The organism is Streptomyces sp. NPDC001858, assembly GCF_053594615.1.
The window spans coordinates 93,851-115,233 of record NZ_JBSFEV010000015.1 but is presented as its reverse complement, the minus strand read 5'-3'; the positions used below and the strand labels follow the sequence as shown (position 1 = coordinate 115,233).

The window sequence follows — 21,383 nt, the reverse complement described above, 5'->3', positions numbered from 1 at the left end:
GCTGAGCTGAAGCGGTCCTCCGACCATCGGCGACCGTGGACGACCCTGGACAGTCCTGGACAGCCCTGGACTGGGGCACGGGGGCCAACTCTTCGTCGAAGCGCTTCGATGTTGCTGCGAGGTTAAGTGAAGGGTCGGGGGCGCACAAGGGTCGCATCCAAATTCCTCCGAGGTGTCGGCGAGTGACCTGTTCTTATGCGCCACTTGAAATAGTGGCCCGGTCTCTTGACACCCACCCCGCGGTCGAATGAGCATCGAAGCGCTTCGAAAGAGCCCTCCCCGCTCCACCGCAAAGGGATCCCCACGTGACCGCACACCCGCCGCCCACGCCGCCTTTCCGCGATCCGCAGCTCCCGTTCGCGAAGCGCATCGACGATCTGCTGTCCCGGCTGACCCTGGAGGAGAAGGTCTCCTTCCTGCACCAGTTCGCCCCCGCCGTCGAGCGGCTGGGCATCGCCGCGTTCCGCACCGGCCAGGAGGCGCTGCACGGCGTCGCGTGGATGGGCCCGGCCACGGTGTTCCCGCAGGCCGTGGGGTTGGCCGCGAGCTGGAACACGGAGCTGGTGCGCCGGGTCGGCGAGGCGGTGTCCAAGGAGGTCCGGGCGATGCGCGCCCGCGACGAGCGCGTCGGCCTCAACGTCTGGTCCCCCACGGTCAATCTGCTGCGCCACCCGCTGTGGGGCCGCAACGAGGAGGGCTACTCCGAGGACCCGAAGCTGACCTCCGCCATCGCCACCGCCTACACGCACGGGCTGCGCGGCGATCATCCGACGTACTGGCGCACGGCCCCGGTCCTCAAGCACTGGCTGGCCCACAACAACGAGACGGGCCGGGACGTCACCTCGTCCTCGGTCCGCCCGCGCGTGCTGCACGAGTACGACCTGCGCGCCTTCCGGGAGACCGTCGAGGCGGGCGCGGTAGCCGGGGTGATGCCCGCGTACAACCTGGTCAACGGCCGGCCGAACCATGTCTCGCCGTATCTGCGCGAGCAGCTGCGCACCTGGACGGACGACGATCTGCTGGTCTGCTCGGACGCGGGCGCGCCCACCAACCTGGTCGAGTCCGAGCACTACTTCGACACCCACGAGGAGGCGACGGCGGCGGCGCTGGTCGCCGGCGTGGACAGCTTCACCGACCTCGGCACCGACGGCGCGACGGTCGTCGCCCGGGTCACCGGCGCCCTGGAGCAGGGCCTGCTGACGGAGGCCGACGTCGACACGGCGGTCCGCCGCCAGCTCTCGGTGCGCTTCCGGCTGGGCGAGTTCGACCCGCACTACGATCCGCACGCGGGCACCGGCGAGTTCGACACTCCGGCCCATCGCACGCTGGCCGGGGAGGCCGCCGAGCAGGCGATCGTCCTGCTGCGCAACGACGGGGTGCTGCCGCTGGCCGCCGACACCCGGATCGCGGTGGTCGGCCTGCTCGCCGACGAGTGCAAGCTCGACTGGTACAGCGGCACGCTGATCCACCGTTCCACTCCCCTGGAGGGGCTGTACGAGCGGTTCGGCGCGGAGCGCGTCGCGTTCGCGGAGGGCGTGGACCGGGTCCTGCTCAAGACCTCGGCGGGCACGTTCCTCAAGGTCCCCGCCGCCCCCGAGGCCGACGACGAGGTGCGCGGCGCGGAAGGCGCCCTGGACCCGGCGCTGCTCGCCGGCCGCACCGACCTCCCGCCGCTGACCACGGACGCCGTCGGCACGGAGCTCGCGCTCGTCGACTGGGGCGAGGACGTGCTGACGCTGCGCGCGCCGGACGGCCGCTATCTCTCCGTCGCCGAGGACGGCTTTCTGCGCGCCGCCGCCGACCAGCCGGGCGGCTGGATCGTCCAGGAGACGTTCCGTCTCGAACCCCATGGAAACGGTCACCTCCTGCTGCACCTGGGAACGGGTCGCCCTGTCTGTGTCGCCGCCGACGGCGTCAGGGTTGCCGGGCCGGACGAGGAGAGCGGCGAGCGTCCCGAGGTCTTCGAGATCGTCGTCGTCGAATCCGGCGAGGACGCAGTGACCCGCGTCACGGCCGAGGCGGATGTGGTCGTGGTGGTGGCGGGCAACGATCCGCACATCAACGGCCGGGAGACGCAGGACCGTACGACGCTGCGGCTGCCGCCCCACCAGGAGCGGCTGCTGGCGGCCGCGCGGGCGGCGCACGCGAGCACGGTGCTGGCCCTGGTGTCGGCGTACCCGTACGCGATCGAGCCGGGCCCGCTGTCGGCGGTGCTGTGGACGGCGCACGGCGGCCAGGCCGCGGGCACCGCCCTGGCGCGCGTCCTGGCCGGCGACGTCTCCCCGGCGGGCCGGCTCCCGCAGACCTGGTACGCGGACGACGCCGATCTGCCCGGCCTCCTCGACTACGACGTGATCGGCGCCCGCCAGACGTATCTGTACTTCGAGGGCGCCCCCCTGTTCCCCTTCGGGCACGGCCTGTCGTACGCGTCGTTCTCCTACGCCGACCTGGCGGTGCGCGTCGAGGCCGGCTCGGTGCAGCTGGCCTGCACGGTCGCCAACACGGGCGACCGGGCCGCCGACGAGGTCGTCCAGCTCTACACGCGCGCCGTGGACCCCTCGGTCACCCGGCCGCGCCGGGAGCTGCTCGACCACCGCCGGGTGCGGCTCGCCCCGGGCGCGCAGGCGGAGCTGTCCTTCGAGGTGCCGCTCTCCGCGTTCGCGTTCTGGGACGTGGCGCAGGGCCGGTGGCGAGTGGAGTCCGGCCCCTACGACCTGCTGGTCGGCGCGTCCAGCGCGGACGTCCGGCTGCGCACGACGGTGACGCTGGAGGGCGAGCCGTCGGCCCCGCGCCCGGTCCGCGGGCACGGCCTGGCGGCCGTCGACTTCGACGAGCAGAGCGGCACCGAGATCGTCGACCGCACGAAGACCTCGGGCGACGCGGTGACCCCGGTCGGGGGCGGGACGGGCGAACTGCTCTACCGCGCCTGCGACTTCGGCACGACGACGGGGGTGACCGTGAGCGTGGCGGGCGAGGGCGCGGTGGAGCTCGCCCTGGACGGCGGTCCGACCCTGGCCACGCTGACGGTCGACACGCCGACCGCCGGCCCGTACGACTACGTCACCGTCGACGCGCCCCTGCGCGCCGAGGGCGTCCACGATCTGCACCTCAGGCTGCGCGGCCCGCTACGGCTCGCGCGGGTCGGCTTCACCGGTTGAGGGGCCGGACCCGGCCGACCCGCAGAAGGGGCCCGGCACGCAGAAGGGGCCCGGCACCGGAAGGCATCGATGCCGGGCCCCTTCTCCGCGGAGCCTATCTGAAAATGGTTCCCATTAACTAGAGCGCGAGGCCCGTCAGGACCAGGACTCGCTCGTACGTGTAGTCGTCCATCGCGGACTTGACGCCCTCGCGGCCGAAGCCGGACTGCTTGACCCCGCCGTACGGCATCTGGTCGGCGCGGTAGGACGGCACGTCGCCGACGACGACACCGCCGACCTCCAGCGCGCGGTGGGCGCGGAAGGCGATCTGCAGGTCGTGGGTGAACACGCCCGCCTGGAGGCCGTACTTGGAGTCGTTGACGGCGGCGAAGGCCGCCGCCTCGCCGTCCACCTTGCGCACGGTGAGGACCGGTCCGAAGACCTCCTCGCAGGCGATCGTGGTGTCGGCCGGCACATCGGCGAGGACGGTCGGCGCGTACGAGGCGCCGTCCCGCTTGCCGCCCGCGAGCAGCGAGGCGCCGGCCGCGACGGCCTCGTCCACCCAGGTCTCGACGCGCTTGGCCGCGTCCTCGCTGACCAGCGGGCCGACGTCGGTCGTGGCGTCGGCGGGGTCGCCGGCCACCTGGGCCTCGACGGCGGCGACGATGCGCGGCAGCAGCCGGTCGTACACGGCGGCGTCCGCGATGACCCGCTGCACGGAGATGCAGGACTGGCCGCCCTGGCCGTTGGAGAAGGTCGCGATGCGGCCGGCGGCCCAGTCGAGGTCGGCGTCGGAGGCGTAGTCCGCGAGGATCACGGCCGCGCCGTTGCCGCCCAGCTCCAGGGTGCAGTGCTTGCGCGGCACCGCGTCGGCGATCGCGTAGCCGACCTGCTCGGAGCCGGTGAAGGAGATGACCGGCAGCCGCTCGTCCTGGACCAGGGCGGGCATACGGTCGTTGGCGACCGGCAGGATGCTCCAGGCGCCGACGGGCAGCTCGGTCTCGGCGAGCAGCTCGCCGATGACCAGGCCGGAGAGCGGGGTCGCCGGGGCGGGCTTCAGGATGATCGGCGCACCGGCCGCGATCGCCGGGGCGATCTTGTGGGCGCACAGGTTCAGCGGGAAGTTGAACGGCGCGATGCCGAGCACGACGCCCTTCGGGAAGCGCCGGGTGAGGGCGAGCCGCCCCTGGCCGCCGGGGTCGGTGTCGAGGCGCTGGGCCTCGCCGCCGTTGAACCGCCGGGCCTCCTCGGCCGCGAACCGGAACACCGAGACCGCGCGCCCGACCTCGCCGCGCGCCCACTTGATCGGCTTGCCGTTCTCGGCGGAGATCAGCTGCGCGATCTCCTCGGTGCGCTCGGCGAGCCGCCTGCTGACGTGGTCCAGGGCGGCGGCGCGCACATGGGCCGGGGTGGCGGCGAACTCGTCCCGCACCGCGTGGGCGGCGGCGACGGCCTCCTCGACCTGCGCGTCCGTCGGCACGCTGACCTTGCCGACGAGCCGGCCGTCCCACGGGGAGGTGACGTCGAAGGCTGTCTCGCCGGTGGCCTGGCGGCCGGCGAGCCAGAAGGCGTGGGTGGAAGTCATAGTGGCGTTCCCGGCCCTTCCGCGTTGGGGGTGTCCTGTGGCTTGCGTGCTCCACGGTAGGGGCGGCGAGCCGCGGCAGCGCTTGTCCGAGTCGTACGGGTGGACGGCGAGGGCGCGCCGGATTGGCGGGGTCCACGGCCTCGCTCCCGCTCCCGTTCGCGTTCGAGGAAGAGCCACAGTGCGGCCAGCAGCACCGTGCACAGGCACCAGCTGGCCACGACGTCCAGCGGCCAGTGGTAGCCGCGCCGGACCAGCCCGAACGAGACGGCCAGCACGAGGAGCACGCTCACGGCGACGGCCAGCCGCCGGGCGAGCGCCGTACGCAGCCAGGGCAGCAGGATCAGCGCCGCGGAGCCGTAGACGACGGCCGCCGTCGCCGTGTGCCCGGAGGGGTAGTAGCCGGTGGCGGGCGGCACGGCGGGCGTGCCGGGCCGGTCGGTCCACTCCTTGAGGGGGACGACGATCAGCGGCACCAGCACGAGCAGCGCGAGCGCGGCGACGGACGGCGCCCACCACCGCGCCTGGCCGGCCGCCCTGCGCCGCCCCGCCACATAGGCCGCGACCAGCACCAGGACGGGCACCGCGACCGGCACGTTGCCCAGGTCGGCCAGCAGTTCGGAGGCCCGGTCCGGGTGGACCAGGGCGCGGCTGACGCGCTCGTCCGGGCCCAGGAGCGGCCCGTCGGCGGCCACCTGCCAGGTGATCAGCGCGAGGAGCAGCGCGGGCAGGCCGAGCAGGCCGGGCAGGAGTGCGCGCGGGCCGGGGCGGGGGCGGGGCGACATGGGCTCCAGCTTGTCAGGAGCTGCCGCCCTCGGGAACGCGGGTCCGGGCGGTCTGGCCCAGGATCGCGGCGGCCAGCGGGGCGTGCACCGGGCGGGGCAGGGCGTGCCCCATGCCGGGGATCTCCACCAGGCGGGCGCCCCGGATCACCTGGGCGAGGTGCCGGGCGTGGGGCGGCGGGTAGACGGGCTCGGCCGGCGCGGACACGACGAGGGTGGGGACGGCGTTGCGGGCGAGCTGTTCGGTACGGAGCAGACCGGAGGCGTCGGCGCGGGCATGCGCGGTGCCGGAGCGGTGGTGTCCGGTGTGCGCGATGATCCGGCGTTCCAGGGCGCGGGCGTCCTCGGCGTCGAAGGGGATCCCGTCGCCGCCGAGCAGCCGCCAGTGCTCGACCCGCCGGTCCAGTTCCGCCTCCACCTCCGGGCCCTCCAGTTCCAAGCCCTCCTGTTCGCGGCCCTCCTGTTCTTGTTCCTGTTCTTGTTCCAGGTGTGTCCACAGCTCCAGCAGTCGGGGCGCGGGGCCGGGCAGTTCCACCACCGGGACCCGGCTGCCGTCCGGCGCCCGGTAGGGCGTGCTGCTCAGGGCGCCCGTGCCGATGAGGGTGGCAGTGCGCAGCCGGTCGGGGTGGTCGGCGAGGAGGAGTTGGGTGAGCGTCCCGCCCATCGACATGCCGACGGCATGCGCCCGGTCGACGCGGAAGGCGTCCAGGACCGTGACGGCGTCCTCGGCGAGCGCGGTCAGGGGGTAGGGATGCTCGTCGTACGCCCAGGTGGAACGGCCGGTGTCGCGGTGGTCGTAGCGGATCACGCGATGGCGGGCGGCGAGGAGGTCCACGAACTCGTCCGGCCAGCCGAGCCCGGATGCCTGCGCGCCCATGACGAGCAGCAGGGGTGACGCCTCGGCGGGGCCGCGTTCCTCCGCCCAGAGCCGGATGCCGGGCGCGGCGTCGACAAAGCGTTCCATCGGTTCCTCCAGGCGGTGAAGCGAGACGATACGTACCGTATCGCAGTTCGCCTGAAAAACCCCGCGAAAAAGACCCCGGAACGGGTCCAGGGTCTGCGCCAGGAGGAGAAGGAGGTCGGCCACCCCGGAACAGGGGGGGTAGTTCCGGAGTGGCCGTCCGGACCGGGATGCCGGCCGCCCCGGGGGGTTTGGGGCGGGCGGCCGTCCGATCGGTGTGGAGCTCCGAAGCCGGAGGCTCCGGTTGTGTGCGCGAGGGCACGACCAGGTCGAAGCTGGGGAGGCCCCGGCCCGGTTTCCGTCCACAGTCGCCTGTGGACGGGGTGTATCTCTCATCTGGGTAGAACGTACGGCAGTGACAGGCGGGGCGACAGGCCGTATTCCGTCCCGCCATCCTCCCCGCACACCTTCTTCACACGCTCTGCGGCCGCTGGGAATCCGCTGTGCGACGCGCGGACCGGCTGCCGGATCAGATGCGCGCGAAGGCCTGCTCGATGATGTCGAGGCCCTCGTTCAGCAGCTCGTCGCCGATCACCAGCGGGGGCAGGAAGCGCAGCACGTTGCCGTAGGTGCCGCAGGTCAGGACCAGCAGGCCCTCCTGGTGGCAGGCCTTGGCGAGCGCGGCGGTCGACGCGGCGTCCGGCTCCTTCGTCGTGCGGTCCTTGACCAGCTCGATGGCGATCATCGCGCCGCGGCCCCGGACGTCGCCGATGACCTCGAACTTCTCGGCCATGGCGGTCAGCCGGGCCTTCATGACGGACTCGATGTGCTTCGCCTTGGCGTTGAGGTCGAGCTCCTTCATCGTCTCGATCGAGCCGAGCGCGCCCGCGCAGGCCACCGGGTTGCCGCCGTAGGTGCCGCCCAGGCCGCCCGCGTGCGCCGCGTCCATGATCTCGGCGCGGCCGGTGACGGCGGCGAGCGGCAGACCGCCCGCGATGCCCTTGGCCGTCGTGATCAGGTCCGGGACGATGCCCTCGTGCTCGGAGGCGAACCACTGGCCGGTGCGGCAGAAGCCGGACTGGATCTCGTCGGCGACGAAGACGATGCCGTGGTCGGAGGCGAACTGGCGGATGGCCGGAAGGAAGCCCTCGGCCGGCTCGATGAAGCCGCCCTCGCCGAGCACCGGCTCGATGATGATCGCGGCCACGTTCTCCGCGCCGACCTGCTTGACGATCTGGTCGACGGCCTGCGCGGCGGCCTCCGGGCCGGCGTTCTCGGCGCCGGTGGGCCAGCGGTAGCCGTAGGCGACCGGGACGCGGTAGACCTCGGGCGCGAACGGGCCGAAGCCGTGCTTGTACGGCATGTTCTTGGCGGTGAGCGCCATCGTCAGGTTCGTCCGGCCGTGGTAGCCGTGGTCGAAGACGACGACCGCCTGGCGCTTGGTGTACGCGCGGGCGATCTTGACGGCGTTCTCGACGGCCTCGGCGCCGGAGTTGAACAGCGCGGACTTCTTGGCGTGGTCGCCCGGCGTGAGCTCGGCGAGGGCCTCGGCGACCTCTACATAGCCCTCATAGGGGGTGACCATGAAACAGGTGTGGGTGAAGTCGGCGAGCTGGGCCGTGGCCCGGCGTACGACGGCCTCGGCGGAAGCGCCGACGGAGGTCACCGCGATGCCGGAGCCGAAGTCGATCAGACGGTTGCCGTCGACGTCCTCGATGATCCCGCCGCCCGCGCGCTTGGTGAAGACGGGGAGCACGGAGCCCACCCCGGCCGCGACCGCGGCGGTGCGGCGGGCCTGCAGTTCCTGCGACTTCGGGCCGGGGATGGCGGTGACGACGCGGCGCTCCTGCGGAAGGGCGGTCATGAGGGGCTCCTGGGGTTTCGCGGACACGGCTCTGCGGACACGTGGCTTCCTTTCTCGCAGGCTAGGACGGGGAGAGGGGGGTCGGCATGCTCCATGTGGGCGGTGTCGGCGAGGCGGCTTGTCCGTCGTGGACAGTGCCGTCGGCCGGCGATCGGCGCGGGCCCGGCCGCGTAAACGGTGAACTCCCGTTGTGGGCGCGTTAGATTGACTCGCGCACGGCAGACGGAACGGCTGGTCAGGGGGCAGGGGCGATGGACAGCGACGGGACGCAGGACATGCGGGGTACGCATGCGAATCCTGTGCCGCGCCCGGCGGGACCGCCGCAGGTGCCGCCACGGCCCGCGCAAGCGCCGACCGCGCGATCTTCCTCCTCCACCGCCGAGTGGCTGAACGAGGAGCGGCCGGCCGCCGGGCCCGGCATCTGGCGGTTCGGGTACCGGCTGCCGAAGGCGGCGGCCCGGGCGGCGGAGCGGCTCGCGCCCGTGACGGTCGTCGGGATCCTGGTACCGCTGATCGTGGCGCTGGTGCTGTGGTCGGTGTGGCGGCGGGGCGCGATGCCGTACCAGTTCACGCTGCTGCGGCTGTTCACCCCCGAGGACTGGTGGTGGGGCGGCACGATCGCCTCGCCGAAGACCATGGAGGGCGCGGAGGCGCGGGTGGTCTACGACGGCGTCTTCTTCGGCGTCCTCGTCTACGCCATGGGCCGGCTGGGCAGCTGGCCGCACGTCGTGCGGCACTTCGTCGGCCGCCGGCCGCAGCCCGCCCGCGCCCTGCTCGCCCTGCTCGGCGCGCTCGCCACGCTGAGCTTCGTGTTCCCCGAGGCCTTCGGGGTCGGCTGGGACGCGCTGCCGGTCGTCGACCCGCTGTTCTCGCTGATCGTGCTGATCTCCGGCAGCTACGAGCTGTTCGCCTCCTGGCTGTTCACGAACGCGCTGTACGCGGTCATCACGCTGCTGGTGGTGTGGCCGTTCGCGAAGGTCGGCGGCTGGTGGCCGTACGTGAAGGAACGACTCGCCGCCCGGCACGGCGGGCCCGACCACCCGGCGCCCGCCGCCGAACGGCCGCGCTCCCAGTGGCCCGAGCTGCGGGACGCCGGACAGCACGAGGCGGCCGAGCTGCTCACCGGCGAGGTCACGGCCGGCCGGATGAACGACGTGGACTGCGTGCGCGTGCGGCGGGCGTGGACGGCGGGGCTCGCGGACTTCCGGGAGACCGTGCTGCGCCAGGGCGGCGCGGCCTGGACCCACCCCTCCGGCGCCCGTGACCTGCCCCGGCGCTCCGCCCGCCACGATCTGCTCGCCGGCCAGGTGCGCATCGGCCGCTGGGCCGCCGCCGAGCGCACCCCGGTCGGCTACCGGGACGCGGGCGCGGCCCTCGGCCCGGACGTGCTGGGCACCTCGCTGCTCGCGGTCGGGCCGTCCGGCTCCGGCAAGACGCGGACCCTGCTCGAACCGCTGACCGAGGCGCTGGCGCTCCAGGCGCTCACCGGGGCGTGCGCCGTCGTCGCGGTGTCGTCGCCCGGCGGCGGCCCGCTCGGCGCGGACTCCGCCTTCGACGTGATCGTCCGGATCGGCGACCCGTCGTCCGTGCACGACCTGGACCCGTACGCGGGCTCCGACGACCCCGACGAAGCGGCCGGGATCCTCGCCGAGGCGCTGGTCGGGGACCTGGACGCGGTGAGCGGGCAGGGCGCGGCCACGGCGCTGGCCCAGCTGCTGGGCCCCTACCGGGCGGCGCACGGCCGCTTCCCCACGCTCCCCGAGCTGCGTGAGCTCCTGGAGGGCGAGCCGGGCGCGCTGGGCGCGCTGCGCGAGGCGGTGGCGGGCGACGACGTGCAGCGCCGTGAGCTGGAGGCGCGGATCCGCCAGACGGGGACGCCGGGCGACGCGGGCCGTCCGCTCGCGGACCGGCTGGCGCTGCTGAACCGTCCGGTGTTCGCGGAGTTCTTCGGCGCAGGCGGCGACGCGCACCGGGCGTTCTCGCTGCGCGCCGTCGCCCATCACCCGCTGCGGGTCCGCGTCGACCTGCCCGAGCGGGGCCACGAGGAGGCCGCCCGGCTGATCACCCGGCTGGTCCTCGCCCAGTTCCAGACGGTCGTACGGGAGCGGCGCGACCACTTCGCCTGTCTGGTCCTGGACGACGCCACCGGGACGATCACCGACGGATCGGTGCGCCGACTGCAGCGGCTGCGCTCGCAGAACGCGGGCGTGGTGCTCGCGCTGCGCACGGTCGGCGACGTCCCCGAGGCGCTGCACGGGCCGCTGTACGGGGCCGTCGGCTGCCGGATGGCGTTCTGCGGCATCACCACCTGGGACGGCAGCAGGTTCGCGCAGACCTGGGGCACCGAGTGGGTGGAGACCACGGAGGTCGCCAAGCACACGGTCTTCGCCGACCAGCCGATGACCCGCGCCATCCACGCGCTGCGCAAGCTGGTGACCGGCAAGGCGGTGACCACGGACGCGGTGACCGTGCGCCAGGTCGAGCGGGAGCGGTGGTCGGCGTCCCAGCTGGCGCACGAGGTCCCGCCCGGGCACGCGGTGCTGTCGCTGACGAGCGTGCGGGGCGAGCACGCACCGCCGCTGCTGGTGAACCTGCGGGGTTGAAGAGTCTCCTGGGACTCCGCCGGTGAGGCAGAATCGAGGCAGGCCGTTCATACGCGGTGGCCAAATGATCACGCTCTCCCAGTGAAGGCTCCATGACCCCCACGCTCGCCTCGCTCGTCCATCACTCCGCGCTGAAGCTCACCGTGCGGGCGGGCGAGGGGCGGCTGGACGTGCCGGTGCGCTGGGCGCACGTCAGCGAGCTCGCCGACCCGGTGCCGTACATGGAGGGCGGGGAGCTGCTGCTGATCACCGCGCTCAAGCTGGACGCGGAGGATCCGCAGGCCATGCGGCGCTATGTGCGGCGGCTGGCCAAGGCGGGCGTGGTCGGGATCGGCTTCGCCGTCGGCGTCAACTACGAGGAGATCCCGAAGGCGCTGGTGGACGCGGCCGAGGAGGAGGGCCTGCCGCTGCTGGAGGTGCCGCGCCGCACGCCCTTCCTCGCGATCAGCAAGGCGGTGTCGGCGGCGATCGCGGCCGACCAGTACCGGGCGGTGACGGCCGGGTTCGCGGCCCAGCGCGAGCTGACGAAACAGGCGCTGACGGACGGCCCGCAGGGGCTGCTCGGCGCGCTCGCCGCCCAGGTGAACGGGTGGGCGGCGCTGTACGACGCCTCGGGCGCGGTCGTGGCCGCCGCGCCGGAGTGGGCGGGCCGCCGGGCCGCGCGGCTCACGGCGGAGGTGGAACGGCTGCGGGAGCGGCCCGCCCCGGCCTCGGCGGTGGTCGGGGGCGGCGGCGGACCGGAGCACCCCGAGCAGGACGACCGGGTCGAGCTGCACTCCCTGGGCACCGGCCGGCGCCCGCGCGCCGCGCTCGCCGTCGGCACCGCGTCGGCGCTGGGCACCGCCGAGCGGTACGCCGTCCACTCGGCGATCGCCCTGCTCACCCTGACCACGGAGCGCTCCCGGCCGCTGCACGCAGCGCAGCAGCGGATCGGCGCGGCGGTGCTGCGCATGCTGCTGGCGGGCGAACCGGACCACGCGCGGGCCGTGGCCGGCGACCTGTACGGCGATCTGCTGGACACCCCGTTCCGGATACTGCTGGCCGAGCCGACGTCGACGTCCGCGTCGGCCGACCCGTCCACCGACCCCTTCGGCGACCTCGTCGAGACGGTCGAGTCGGCGGCCGCCCGGGCCGGGGAGGCCGTCCTGGCGGTGCCGGAGGGCGGCCGGCTGGTGGCGCTGGTCAGGGACTCAGGCGCGGCCGCGACGGCCTGCGCGCGCTCCTTCGGGGACGGCGCGCCCGATCCCGCGGACGAGAACGGCCTCGTCGTCGGGCTGTCGGCGCCGGCCGGGCCGATCGCGGCGTCCGCGGCGTACAAGCAGGCGGAGCAGGCGCTGTCGGTGGCGCGGCGCAGGGGCCGGGTCTTCGTGGAGCACGAGCAGCTCGCGGCAGGCTCGGTCCTGCCGCTGCTCGCGGACGACGCGGTGAAGGCGTTCGCGGACGGCCTGCTGCGCGCCCTGCACGAGCACGACGCGACGGGCCGCGGCGACCTGGTGGCCTCCCTGCGCGCCTGGCTCTCCCGCCACGGCCAGTGGGACGCGGCGGCGGCCGACCTCGGCGTCCACCGCCACACCCTGCGCTACCGGATGCGCCGGGTGGAGGAGATCCTGGGCCGCTCCCTGGACGACCCGGACGTCCGCATGGAGCTATGGCTGGCCCTGAAGGCAACATCGTCGGACTGAAGTTCGCGGCTGAGCAGCGCCCCGAAGGGGCGCGAGGAACTGCGCGCCCAGCCACGACGAGGCCGCACCCGCCGGACAACAGCACGCGGCACCGCCCTGAAGGGGCGCGGGGAACTGCGCGACCAGCCACGACGAGGCCGCACCCGACCACCGACACCCCAAGCAGGCCCAACGAATTCAACCCCGGAACGGCAACCCCCTCAAGGGGCGCGGGGAACTGCGCGACCAGCCACAACGAACCCGCACCCGCCGGACAACAGCCCCCGGCACCGCCTAGTCCGCCAAGCCGGCGGCAGCCTCATGCATCGCCAGCTCCAGCAGCGCCGCATCCGTCAGCGTGCCCGAGCCGTCCGGCGGGAGCAGCCACCGCACGCCCCCGGTCGAGCGCCCCGGGTACGGCACGACGATCCAGGTGCCTGCCCCGGCCGTGCGGATGCCGGTGCCGAGCCAGCGGGCGGCCGTGCCGGGCTCCACGAAGAAGCCCATGCGGTCGTCGCCGAAGTCGACGAGCACGGGGCCCGGCCGGTCGAGGATCCGGGTGAGCACGTCGAGGGTGGGATAGCCGAGCCGGCCCGGCAGGATGAGCACGTCCCAGGCCCGGCCCGCGGGCAGCAGCGCCACCCCCATCGGGTTGCGCTCCCATTCCCAGCGGCATGCCTCGGGATCCGGTGCGACGGATGCCAGCCATTCGACTGCCGTCTTCGCCCCAGCCATGTGAAGACCTCCCTGTGACTTCTGACTTCTGCCTTCTCGACGCGAGCGCGTCAGGAGGGAGAGGGAGGTCCGGGGCGAGCATTACGCGGGTTCCGACGACCCGTAGGGGTGAACCAGGTCACACCTCACCGGGCAGGCGTCAGCTGTCGAAGCCCAGGCCCAGCCGGTCCATCGTCTTCAGCCACAGGTTGCGGCGGCCGGCGTGCGCGTCCGCGCGGGCCAGCGACCACTTGGTGAGGGCGATGCCGGTCCAGGCGAACGGCTCGGGCGGGAAGGGCAGCGGCTTCCGCCGGACCATCTCCAGCCGCGTCCGCTCGGTGCTCTCGCCCGCGAGCAGGTCCAGCATGACCTCGGCCCCGAATCGGGTGGCCCCGACGCCCAGACCGGTGTACCCGGCCGCGTACGCGGTCCGCCCGTGGTGGGCGGTGCCGAAGAACGCGGAGAAACGCGAGCAGGTGTCGATCGCGCCGCCCCACGCGTGCGTGAAGCGGACGCCCTCCAACTGCGGGAAGCAGGTGAAGAAGTGCCCGGCGAGCTTGGCGTAGGTCTGCGGCCGGTCGTCGTACTCGGCGCGCACCCGGCCCCCGTAGGGGTAGACCGCGTCGTATCCGCCCCACAGGATCCGGTTGTCGGCGGACAGCCGGAAGTAGTGGAATTGATTGGCTGAGTCCCCGAGGCCCTGCCGGTTCCGCCAGCCGATCGAGGCGAGCTGCGCGGTGGTCAGCGGTTCGGTCATCAGCGCGTAGTCGTAGACCGGGACGGTGTAGGCCCGCACCCGCTTGACCAGGTTGGGGAAGACGTTCGTGCCGAGCGCGACCTGCCGGGCGCGGACCTGCCCATAGGGGGTGCGGACGGCCATCCCGGCGCCGTACGGCTTGAGCGTCAGGGCGGGGGTGTGCTCGTACAGGCGCACGCCGAGCCGGACGCACGCCTGCTTCAGGCCCCAGGCCAGCTTGGCGGGGTGGAGCATGGCGACCCCGCGGCGGTCGTGCAGTCCCGCCTCGAAGGTGGGCGAGGCGACCTGTGCGCGGACCGCGTCCGCGTCGAGGAACTCGATGCCCTCGGCGAGGCCCCTGCGTTCGAGCTCCTCGTACCAGTCGCGCAGTTCCCACGCCTGGTACGTCTCGGTGGCGACGTCGATCTCGCCGGTGCGCTCGAAGTCGCAGCTGATGCCGTGCCGGGCGATCGCCGCCTCGATCTCGTCGAGGTTGCGCCCGCCCAGCTCCTGGAGCCGGTGGATGTCGTCGGGCCAGCGGGCCAGTCCGTTGGGCAGGCCGTGGGTGAGGGAGGCGGCGCAGAAGCCGCCGTTGCGGCCCGAGGCGGCCCAGCCCACCTCGCGGCCCTCCAGCAGCACGACGTCCCGCCCCGGCTCGCGCTCCTTGGCGACGAGCGCGGTCCACAGTCCGCTGTAGCCGCCCCCGACGACCAGCAGGTCGCAGCTCTCCGCGCCGGTGAGCGCCGGCTCGGGGCGGGGCTTGGCGGGGTCCTCCAGCCAGTACGGGACGGGCTGTGCGTCGGCGAGGGCGTCGATCCACCGGTTCGGGTGCACGGGGATCACGCCTTCTGCCGGTGACGGCGGTTTCCGACGACCATCGAGATCAGCACGAGCAGGACGGCGACGAGGAACATCGCGGTGCCGATGACGTTGATCTGCACCGGCGTTCCGCGCTGTGCCGAACCCCAGACGAACATGGGGAAGGTGACGGTCGAGCCGGCGTTGAAATTGGTGATGATGAAATCGTCGAAGGAGAGCGCGAAGGCGAGCAGCGCGCCCGCGGCGATGCCGGGGGCGGCGATGGGCAGGGTGACCCTGACGAAGGTCTGCACGGGACCGGCGTAGAGGTCGCGGGCGGCCTCCTCCAGGCGCGGGTCCATGGACATCACGCGTGCCTTGACCGCCGTCACGACGAAGCTGAGGCAGAACATGATGTGCGCGATGAGGATCGTCCAGAAGCCGAGCTGTGCGCCCAGGTTGAGGAACAGGGTGAGCAGCGAGGCGGCCATGACGACCTCGGGCATCGCCATCGGCATGAAGATCAGCGAGTTGACGGCGCCCCGCGCGCGGAAGCGGTAGCGGACCAGCGCGAAGGCGATCATCGTGCCGAGGACCGTCGCGCCGATGGTCGCCCAGATGCCGATCTGGAGGCTGAGGGAGAGCGAGCCGCACAGGCCGGAGACCCCGCACGGGTCTTTCCAGGCGTCCGTCGAGAACTGCTGCCAGGTGTAGTTGAAGCGCCCTTTCGGTTTGTTGAAGGAGAACACCGTGACGACGATGTTCGGCAGGAGGAGATACGCGAGCGTGATGAGTCCCGCGATGACCACGAAATGGCGCTTGAGCCAGTTGACGAAGGGCATTTAGACCAGATCCTCCGTCCCGGACCTGCGGATGTAGAAGGTGACCATGAGGAGGATCGCGGCCATGAGGATGAAGGACAGGGCCGCGGCCGTCGGGTAGTCCAGGACGTTCAGGAACTGCGTCTGGATCACGTTGCCGATCATGCGGGTCTTGGTGCTGCCGAGGAGTTCCGCGTTGACGTAGTCGCCGGCCGCCGGGATGAAGGTCAGCAGCGTGCCGGAGACGACTCCGGGCATCGACAGCGGGAAGGTCACCCTGCGGAAGACGGTGCTCGGCTTGGCGTAGAGGTCGCCGGCCGCCTCGTGCAGCCGTCCGTCGATGCGCTCCAGCGAGGAGTACAGCGGCAGGATCATGAACGGCAGGAAGTTGTAGGTCAGACCGCAGACCACCGCGAGCGGCGTGGCCAGGACCCGGTCGCCGGCGGTCCAGCCCAGCCAGCTGGTGACGTCCAGGATGTGCAGCGTGTTGAGGGCCCCGACGACCGGGCCGCCGTCCGCGAGGATCGTCTTCCAGGCGAGGGTGCGGATCAGGAAGCTGGTGAAGAACGGCGCGATCACCAGGATCATGATCAGGTTCCGCCAGCGTCCCGCGCGGAAGGCGATCAGATAGGCCAGCGGGTAGCCGAGGATCAGACAGAGGATCGTCGCGGCGCCGGCGTACAGGATCGAGCGCAGGAACTGCGGCCAGTACTCGCTCAGCGCGTCCCAGTAGGTCGCGAAGTGCCAGGTGACCTTGTAGCCCTCCTCCAGGGAGCCGGTCTGCACGGAGGTGGAGGCCTGGTAGACCATCGGCAGCGCGAAGAACACGATCAGCCAGAGCAGACCGGGCAGCAGCAGCCAGTACGGCGTCCAGCGGCCGCGTCTGCGCGGCGGCTTGTGCTCCGGAGCCGTCGGGGAGAGAGGCGGGGGCGCCTCGGTGAGCGTCGCCATCTCAGACCGCCGCCTCTTCCTGGATGCCGGCGTCGATGTCCTGGGCGGCGTCCAGGCCGAAGGTGTGGGCCGGGTTCCAGTGCAGGACGACGTCGGCGCCGGGCGTGAGGCGGGTGTCGCGGTCGATGTTCTGGACGTAGACCTCGAACTCCGGGCAGACCTGGCTGTCGATCACGTACTGCGTGCAGACGCCGATGAACGACGAGTCGGCGATCTTCCCGGTGATGCGGTTGCGGCCCTCGGGGACCTCGCCCGCGTCGTCGGCGTGGGTGAGGGAGATCTTCTCCGGGCGCACGCCCACCAGCACCTTGCCGCCGGCCGTCGTCGGCGCGGAGCAGCGCGCCCCGGGGAGCACCAGCTTGCCGCCGCCCGCCTTGAGGACGATGTCGTCGCCGCTCTTGGTGTCGACCTCGGCCTCGATGAGGTTCGAGGTGCCGAGGAAGTTGGCGACGAACGTGGTGTGCGGGTTCTCGTAGAGGTCGCTCGGCGAGCCGAGCTGTTCGACGCGGCCCGCGTTCATCACGGCGACCGTGTCGGCCATCGTCATGGCCTCCTCCTGGTCGTGCGTGACGTGCACGAAGGTGATGCCGACCTCGGTCTGGATGCGCTTGAGCTCCAGCTGCATCTGGCGGCGCAGCTTGAGGTCGAGGGCGCCGAGGGGCTCGTCGAGGAGGAGCACCTTGGGGGTGTTGATCAGCGCGCGGGCCACGGCGACGCGCTGCTGCTGGCCGCCGGAGAGCTGGTGCGGCTTCTTGCGCGCCTGTTCGCCGAGCTGGACGAGCTCCAGCATGTCCTCGACCTGCTTCTTCACGCTCTTGATGCCGCGCCGGCGCAGGCCGAAGGCGATGTTCTCGAAGATGTCGAGGTGCGGGAAGAGGGCGTAGGACTGGAAGACGGTGTTCACCGGGCGCTTGTAGGGCGGGAGCGCGGTGACGTCCTGGTCGCCGAGGCGGACGGTTCCGGAGGAAGGTTCCTCCAGACCGGCGATCACGCGCAGGGTGGTGGTCTTGCCGCAGCCGGAGGCCCCGAGCAGGGCGAAGAACGAGCCCTGCGGGACGGTCAGGTCGAGCGGCTGGACGGCGGTGAAGGAGCCGTAGGTCTTGCTGATGCCGGTCAGGCGGACGTCGCCGCCGCCGTTGTCGTTCGTCTTCATCGTCGTCACGCCCCAGTGAGCTTCGCGAACTTGGCTTCGTAGTCGGTCTCTTCCGTCGAACTCAGGGAGCGGAAGGAGTGCGACTTCGCCTGCATGGCCTTGTCGGGGATGATCAGCGGGTTCTTCGCCGCATCCGGGTCGATCTTCGCGAGCGCCGCCTGTACGCCGTCCACGGGACAGACGTAGTTGATGTAGGCGGCAAGCTCGGCGGCCGGCTCCGGCTCGTAGTAGTAGTCCATGAGCCGTTCGGCGTTGGTCTTGTGACGCGCCTTGTTGGGGATCAGCATGTTGTCGCTGGACGTCAGATAGCCGCTGTCCGGGATGACGAAGTCGACGTCGGGGCTGTCCGCCTTGAGCTGGACGACGTCACCGGCCCAGGCGATGCAGGCCGCGAAGTCGCCGCTGGTGATGTCGGAGGTGTAGTCGTTGCCGGTGAAGCGGCGGATCTGGCCGTTGTCGACGCCCTTCTGCAGCCGGGCGATGGCCGCGTCGTAGTCGTCGTCGGTGAACTTCGCCGGGTCCTTGCCCATGTCCAGCAGCGTCATGCCCATGGTGTCGCGCATCTCGGTGAGGAAGCCGACGCGGCCCTTGAGCTTGGGATTGTCGAGCAGGTCGGAGACCGACTTCACCTCGACGCCGTCCAGCGCCTTCTTGTTGTAGGCGATGACGGTGGAGATGCCCTGCCAGGGGTACGAGTACGCCCGGCCCGGGTCCCAGTCGGGGCTGCGGAACTGCTGGGACAGGTTGGCGTAGGCGTGCGGCAGGTGGGCGGCGTCCAGCTTCTGCACCCAGCCGAGGCGGATGAGACGGCCGGCCAGCCAGTCGGTGAGGACGATCAGGTCGCGGCCGGTGTCCTGGCCGGCGGCGAGCTGCGGCTTGATCTTGCCGAAGAACTCGTTGTTGTCGTTGATGTCCTCGGTGTACTTGACCTTGATGCCGGTCCGCTGGGTGAAGGCGTCGAGGGTGGGGTGGCGCTTGCCGCTGTCGTCGACGTCCATGTACTCGGTCCAGTTGGAGAAGTTGACGGTCTTCTCCTGCGCCGAGTGGTCGTCGGCGGACGTGCCGCCCTCGGTCTTGCCGGCCGCGGGGATCCCGCAGCCGCTCAGCGCTCCGAGGCCGCCCAGGGTGAGCGCGCCGCCGGCGGAGGCGCGCAGCAGCGAGCGGCGGGTCATGGCCGCCCTGCCGTTGCGGAAGCTGCGCCGTACGGCGGCCAGTTGGGCCGGGCTCAGGCGGTCGGGCTCGTTCTGCTCCATGCTCGTGGTGCCCTTTCGGGAGGTCCGGCCGTGGTCGGCAGCCGATCTTCGCTGATGAGTCGTCGCTGGTGCGTCGTCGCTTACGCGTCCCCGAAGACGGTGCGGTGCCAGGGCTTGCGGGCGACCGCCGTGTTATCGAACATAACGTGCTTTACCTGGGTGTACTCCTCGAACGAGTACGCTGACATGTCCTTGCCGAAGCCGGAGGCCTTGTACCCGCCGTGCGGCATCTCGCTGATGATCGGGATGTGGTCGTTGACCCATACGCACCCCGCCTTCAGCTCGCGTGTCGCACGGTTCGCCCGGAAGACGTCCCGGGTCCAGGCGGAGGCCGCCAGCCCGTAGGGGGTGTCGTTGGCGAACGCCAGCCCCTCCTCGTCGGTGTCGAAGGGCAGGACCACCAGGACCGGCCCGAAGATCTCCGACCGGACGACCTCGCTGTCCTGCGCCGCGTCCGCGATCAGGGTGGGCAGATAGTACGCGCCCTTCTCGAGCCCGCCCTGTGGAGCCGCGCCGCCGGTGACCACGCGCGCGTAGCCGCGGGCCCGGTCGACGAAGCCGGCGACCCGGTCGCGGTGCGCGTGCGAGACCAGCGGGCCCAGGTCGGTCCCGGCGGCGAAGGGGTCGCCGAGCCGGACGGTCTCCATCAGGGCGGCCGTCCGCTCGACGAAGGCCTCGTAGAGAGGCCGCTGCACATACGCGCGCGTGGCGGCCGTGCAGTCCTGCCCGGTGTTGATGAGCGCGCCCGCGACCGCGCCGTTGGCGGCGGCCTCCAGGTCGGCGTCGTCGAAGACCACGAAGGGCGCCTTGCCGCCGAGCTCCAGATGCAGGCGCTTGACGGTCGCGGTGGCGATCTCGGCGACCCGCCTGCCGACGGCGGTGGACCCGGTGAAGGAGGTCATGGCGACGTCGGGATGCCCGACCAGATGCTCGCCGGTCTCCTTCCCGGTCCCGGTGACGATGTTGACGACACCGTCGGGGAGGCCGGCCTCGGTGGCCGCCAGCGCGAACAGCAGCGAGGTGAGCGGGGTGAGTTCGGCGGGCTTGAGCACGATGGTGTTGCCCGCGGCGATCGCCGGGAGGATCTTCCAGGCGGCCATCTGGAGGGGGTAGTTCCAGGGCGCGATGGAGCCGACCACGCCGATGGGCTCGCGGCGCACGTAGGAGGTGTGGTCGCCGGAGTACTCGCCGGCGGACTGTCCCGCGAGGTGGCGGGCGGCGCCGGCGAAGAACGCGGTGTTGTCGATCGTCCCCGGGACGTCGAACTCCCTGGTCAGCTTCAGGGGTTTGCCGCACTGGAGGGACTCGGCCCGGGCGAACTCCTCGGCCCGGTCGGCGAGTACGGCGGCGAAGCGGTGCAGTGCGTCGGAGCGCTCGCCCGGGGTGAGGCCGGACCAGCCCGGGAAGGCGGCGCGGGCCGCGGCGACGGCGGCGTCGACGTCGACCGTGGAGGCCAGCTCGTAGCGGTAGACCTCCTCTCCGGTGGCCGGGTCGAGCACGGCGTGGGCACGGCCCGAGGTGCCGTGGGTGAGGCGGCCCGCGATGTACTGGGCACCGCCCGCGAGGCGCTCCTGCGCGGGGAACCGGTCCTGCATGTCGCTCTCCTCCGCCTTCGCCCCGCATTGCGCGGGGGCGGGTTGCGTAGCTCCAGCCTGATTTGATTGCCGATCCTGACAGAGCCAGGGCACTCCAACAAGTGATTCCGTTGTTGCCTTTTGGTTACGCGACGGAATCTGTCGGCGGGGGCGAATCGGCGGGGGAATCGGCGGGAAAAGGCGCGGCGCGGTGTCAGTGGTGGCTGCGATGCTCGGGTGCATGGAACAGATCGATGGCCTGGAAGCCCTGGTCAGGGCCGTCCGGGCGGGGGCGAGGATCAAGTACCTGCACTTCTGGGGGCACCGGCCGCAGCCCGACGGGCAGGTGGGCGCGAGCTGCCTCAGCCAGTGGTGGCCGTCACCGTTCGTGGTCGCCGGAGTCCCGTACGCGACGGCCGAGCACTGGATGATGGCGGAGAAGGCGAGGCTTTTCGAAGACGCGGAGGCGGAGAAGCGGGTGCTCGCCGCCGGACACCCCTCGCAGGCGAAGAAGGCGGGGCGGCTGGTCCGCGGGTTCGACGAGGCGGTCTGGGAGCGGGAGCGGCTGCGGATCGTGGTCGAGGGCAGCGTCCACAAGTTCGCCTCGGACCCCGCACTGCGCTCGTTCCTGCTGGGCACGGGCGAGCGAAGCGAGATGGGGGTCCCCCCGGCCGAAGGCTGGGGGAGGGTGCTGGTGGAGGCCAGCCCGATGGACCGCGTCTGGGGCATCGGCCTGTCCGCGACCGACGCGGCGGCGACGGATCCGGAGCGCTGGAGAGGCCAGAACCTCCTGGGCTTCGCCCTGATGCAGGCCCGGGAGCGACTGCGGGCGAACGCAGCCTGAGCCGGGCGG

Annotated in this window: 15 protein-coding genes and 1 pseudogene; 4 read left to right on the top strand and 12 right to left on the bottom strand. The window is 72.2% G+C overall.

Features of this window, described 5'->3' with window-relative positions; genetic code table 11:
* Window positions 1–305 precede the first annotated feature (305 nt).
* Entirely contained in the window at window positions 306–3,158 is a 2,853-nt protein-coding gene (locus ACWCPF_RS22330) for a glycoside hydrolase family 3 C-terminal domain-containing protein (RefSeq protein ID WP_451046801.1), read from the top strand.
* Window positions 3,159–3,276: 118 nt separating this feature from the next.
* Here ACWCPF_RS22330 and ACWCPF_RS22325 read toward each other — a convergent pair whose 3' ends face one another.
* The 5 genes and pseudogenes from ACWCPF_RS22325 to gabT all read right to left on the bottom strand — a co-directional run bounded on the left by ACWCPF_RS22325 (window position 3,277) and on the right by gabT (window position 8,266).
* Window positions 3,277–4,722, bottom strand: a complete 1,446-nt coding sequence (locus tag ACWCPF_RS22325) for an aldehyde dehydrogenase family protein (RefSeq protein WP_451046800.1) — start codon at window positions 4,720–4,722, stop codon at window positions 3,277–3,279.
* Window positions 4,719–5,504, bottom strand: coding sequence for a phosphatase PAP2 family protein (locus ACWCPF_RS22320; protein WP_451046799.1), 786 nt, complete (start codon window positions 5,502–5,504; stop codon window positions 4,719–4,721). The genes ACWCPF_RS22325 and ACWCPF_RS22320 overlap by 4 nt, the downstream gene beginning before the upstream one ends.
* Before the next feature lie 13 nt (window positions 5,505–5,517).
* A complete protein-coding gene (locus ACWCPF_RS22315) occupies window positions 5,518–6,465 on the bottom strand; it encodes an alpha/beta fold hydrolase (protein WP_451046798.1) in 948 nt (315 codons plus the stop codon).
* Between the two features lie 113 nt (window positions 6,466–6,578).
* Window positions 6,579–6,798 (bottom strand): annotated as a pseudogene (locus ACWCPF_RS22310) (phosphatase PAP2 family protein); the annotation flags it as partial.
* Window positions 6,799–6,931: 133 nt separating this feature from the next.
* Complete coding sequence (gabT, locus tag ACWCPF_RS22305) at window positions 6,932–8,266, bottom strand: 4-aminobutyrate--2-oxoglutarate transaminase (RefSeq protein ID WP_451046797.1); 1,335 nt, start codon at window positions 8,264–8,266, stop codon at window positions 6,932–6,934.
* A gap of 251 nt (window positions 8,267–8,517) precedes the next feature.
* Here gabT and ACWCPF_RS22300 point away from each other — a divergent pair, with 251 nt between their 5' ends.
* A complete protein-coding gene (locus ACWCPF_RS22300; RefSeq protein ID WP_451046796.1) occupies window positions 8,518–10,869 on the top strand; it encodes an ATP/GTP-binding protein in 2,352 nt (783 codons plus the stop codon).
* 92 nt (window positions 10,870–10,961) lie between these two features.
* Complete coding sequence (locus tag ACWCPF_RS22295) at window positions 10,962–12,551, top strand: PucR family transcriptional regulator (RefSeq protein ID WP_451046795.1); 1,590 nt, start codon at window positions 10,962–10,964, stop codon at window positions 12,549–12,551.
* Window positions 12,552–12,824: 273 nt separating this feature from the next.
* Here the strand turns inward: ACWCPF_RS22295 and ACWCPF_RS22290 are convergent, their stop codons facing one another.
* The 7 genes from ACWCPF_RS22290 to ACWCPF_RS22260 form a co-directional block, all read right to left on the bottom strand.
* Window positions 12,825–13,265 carry a hypothetical protein gene (locus ACWCPF_RS22290; RefSeq protein WP_451046794.1) on the bottom strand — a complete coding sequence of 147 codons (441 nt, stop codon included), beginning with the start codon at window positions 13,263–13,265 and terminating at the stop codon, window positions 12,825–12,827.
* A 139-nt stretch (window positions 13,266–13,404) separates the two neighbouring features.
* Window positions 13,405–14,814, bottom strand: a complete 1,410-nt coding sequence (locus ACWCPF_RS22285; protein WP_451046793.1) for an NAD(P)/FAD-dependent oxidoreductase — start codon at window positions 14,812–14,814, stop codon at window positions 13,405–13,407.
* A 5-nt stretch (window positions 14,815–14,819) separates the two neighbouring features.
* On the bottom strand, window positions 14,820–15,620 hold the full coding sequence (locus tag ACWCPF_RS22280) for an ABC transporter permease (RefSeq protein WP_451046792.1): 801 nt from the start codon (window positions 15,618–15,620) through the stop codon (window positions 14,820–14,822).
* Window positions 15,621–16,550, bottom strand: coding sequence for an ABC transporter permease (locus tag ACWCPF_RS22275; protein ID WP_451046791.1), 930 nt, complete (start codon window positions 16,548–16,550; stop codon window positions 15,621–15,623).
* A 1-nt stretch (window position 16,551) separates the two neighbouring features.
* Window positions 16,552–17,712 carry an ABC transporter ATP-binding protein gene (locus tag ACWCPF_RS22270; protein ID WP_451046790.1) on the bottom strand — a complete coding sequence of 387 codons (1,161 nt, stop codon included), beginning with the start codon at window positions 17,710–17,712 and terminating at the stop codon, window positions 16,552–16,554.
* Complete coding sequence (locus ACWCPF_RS22265; RefSeq protein ID WP_451046789.1) at window positions 17,709–18,956, bottom strand: polyamine ABC transporter substrate-binding protein; 1,248 nt, start codon at window positions 18,954–18,956, stop codon at window positions 17,709–17,711. Before ACWCPF_RS22265 ends, ACWCPF_RS22270 begins: the two co-directional genes overlap by 4 nt.
* A gap of 80 nt (window positions 18,957–19,036) precedes the next feature.
* Window positions 19,037–20,551: a gamma-aminobutyraldehyde dehydrogenase gene (locus tag ACWCPF_RS22260; protein WP_451046788.1), complete on the bottom strand. Its 1,515-nt coding sequence runs from the start codon at window positions 20,549–20,551 to the stop codon at window positions 19,037–19,039.
* A 220-nt stretch (window positions 20,552–20,771) separates the two neighbouring features.
* Here ACWCPF_RS22260 and ACWCPF_RS22255 point away from each other — a divergent pair, with 220 nt between their 5' ends.
* On the top strand, window positions 20,772–21,374 hold the full coding sequence (locus ACWCPF_RS22255) for an NADAR family protein (RefSeq protein WP_451046787.1): 603 nt from the start codon (window positions 20,772–20,774) through the stop codon (window positions 21,372–21,374).
* Window positions 21,375–21,383: the final 9 nt, after the last annotated feature.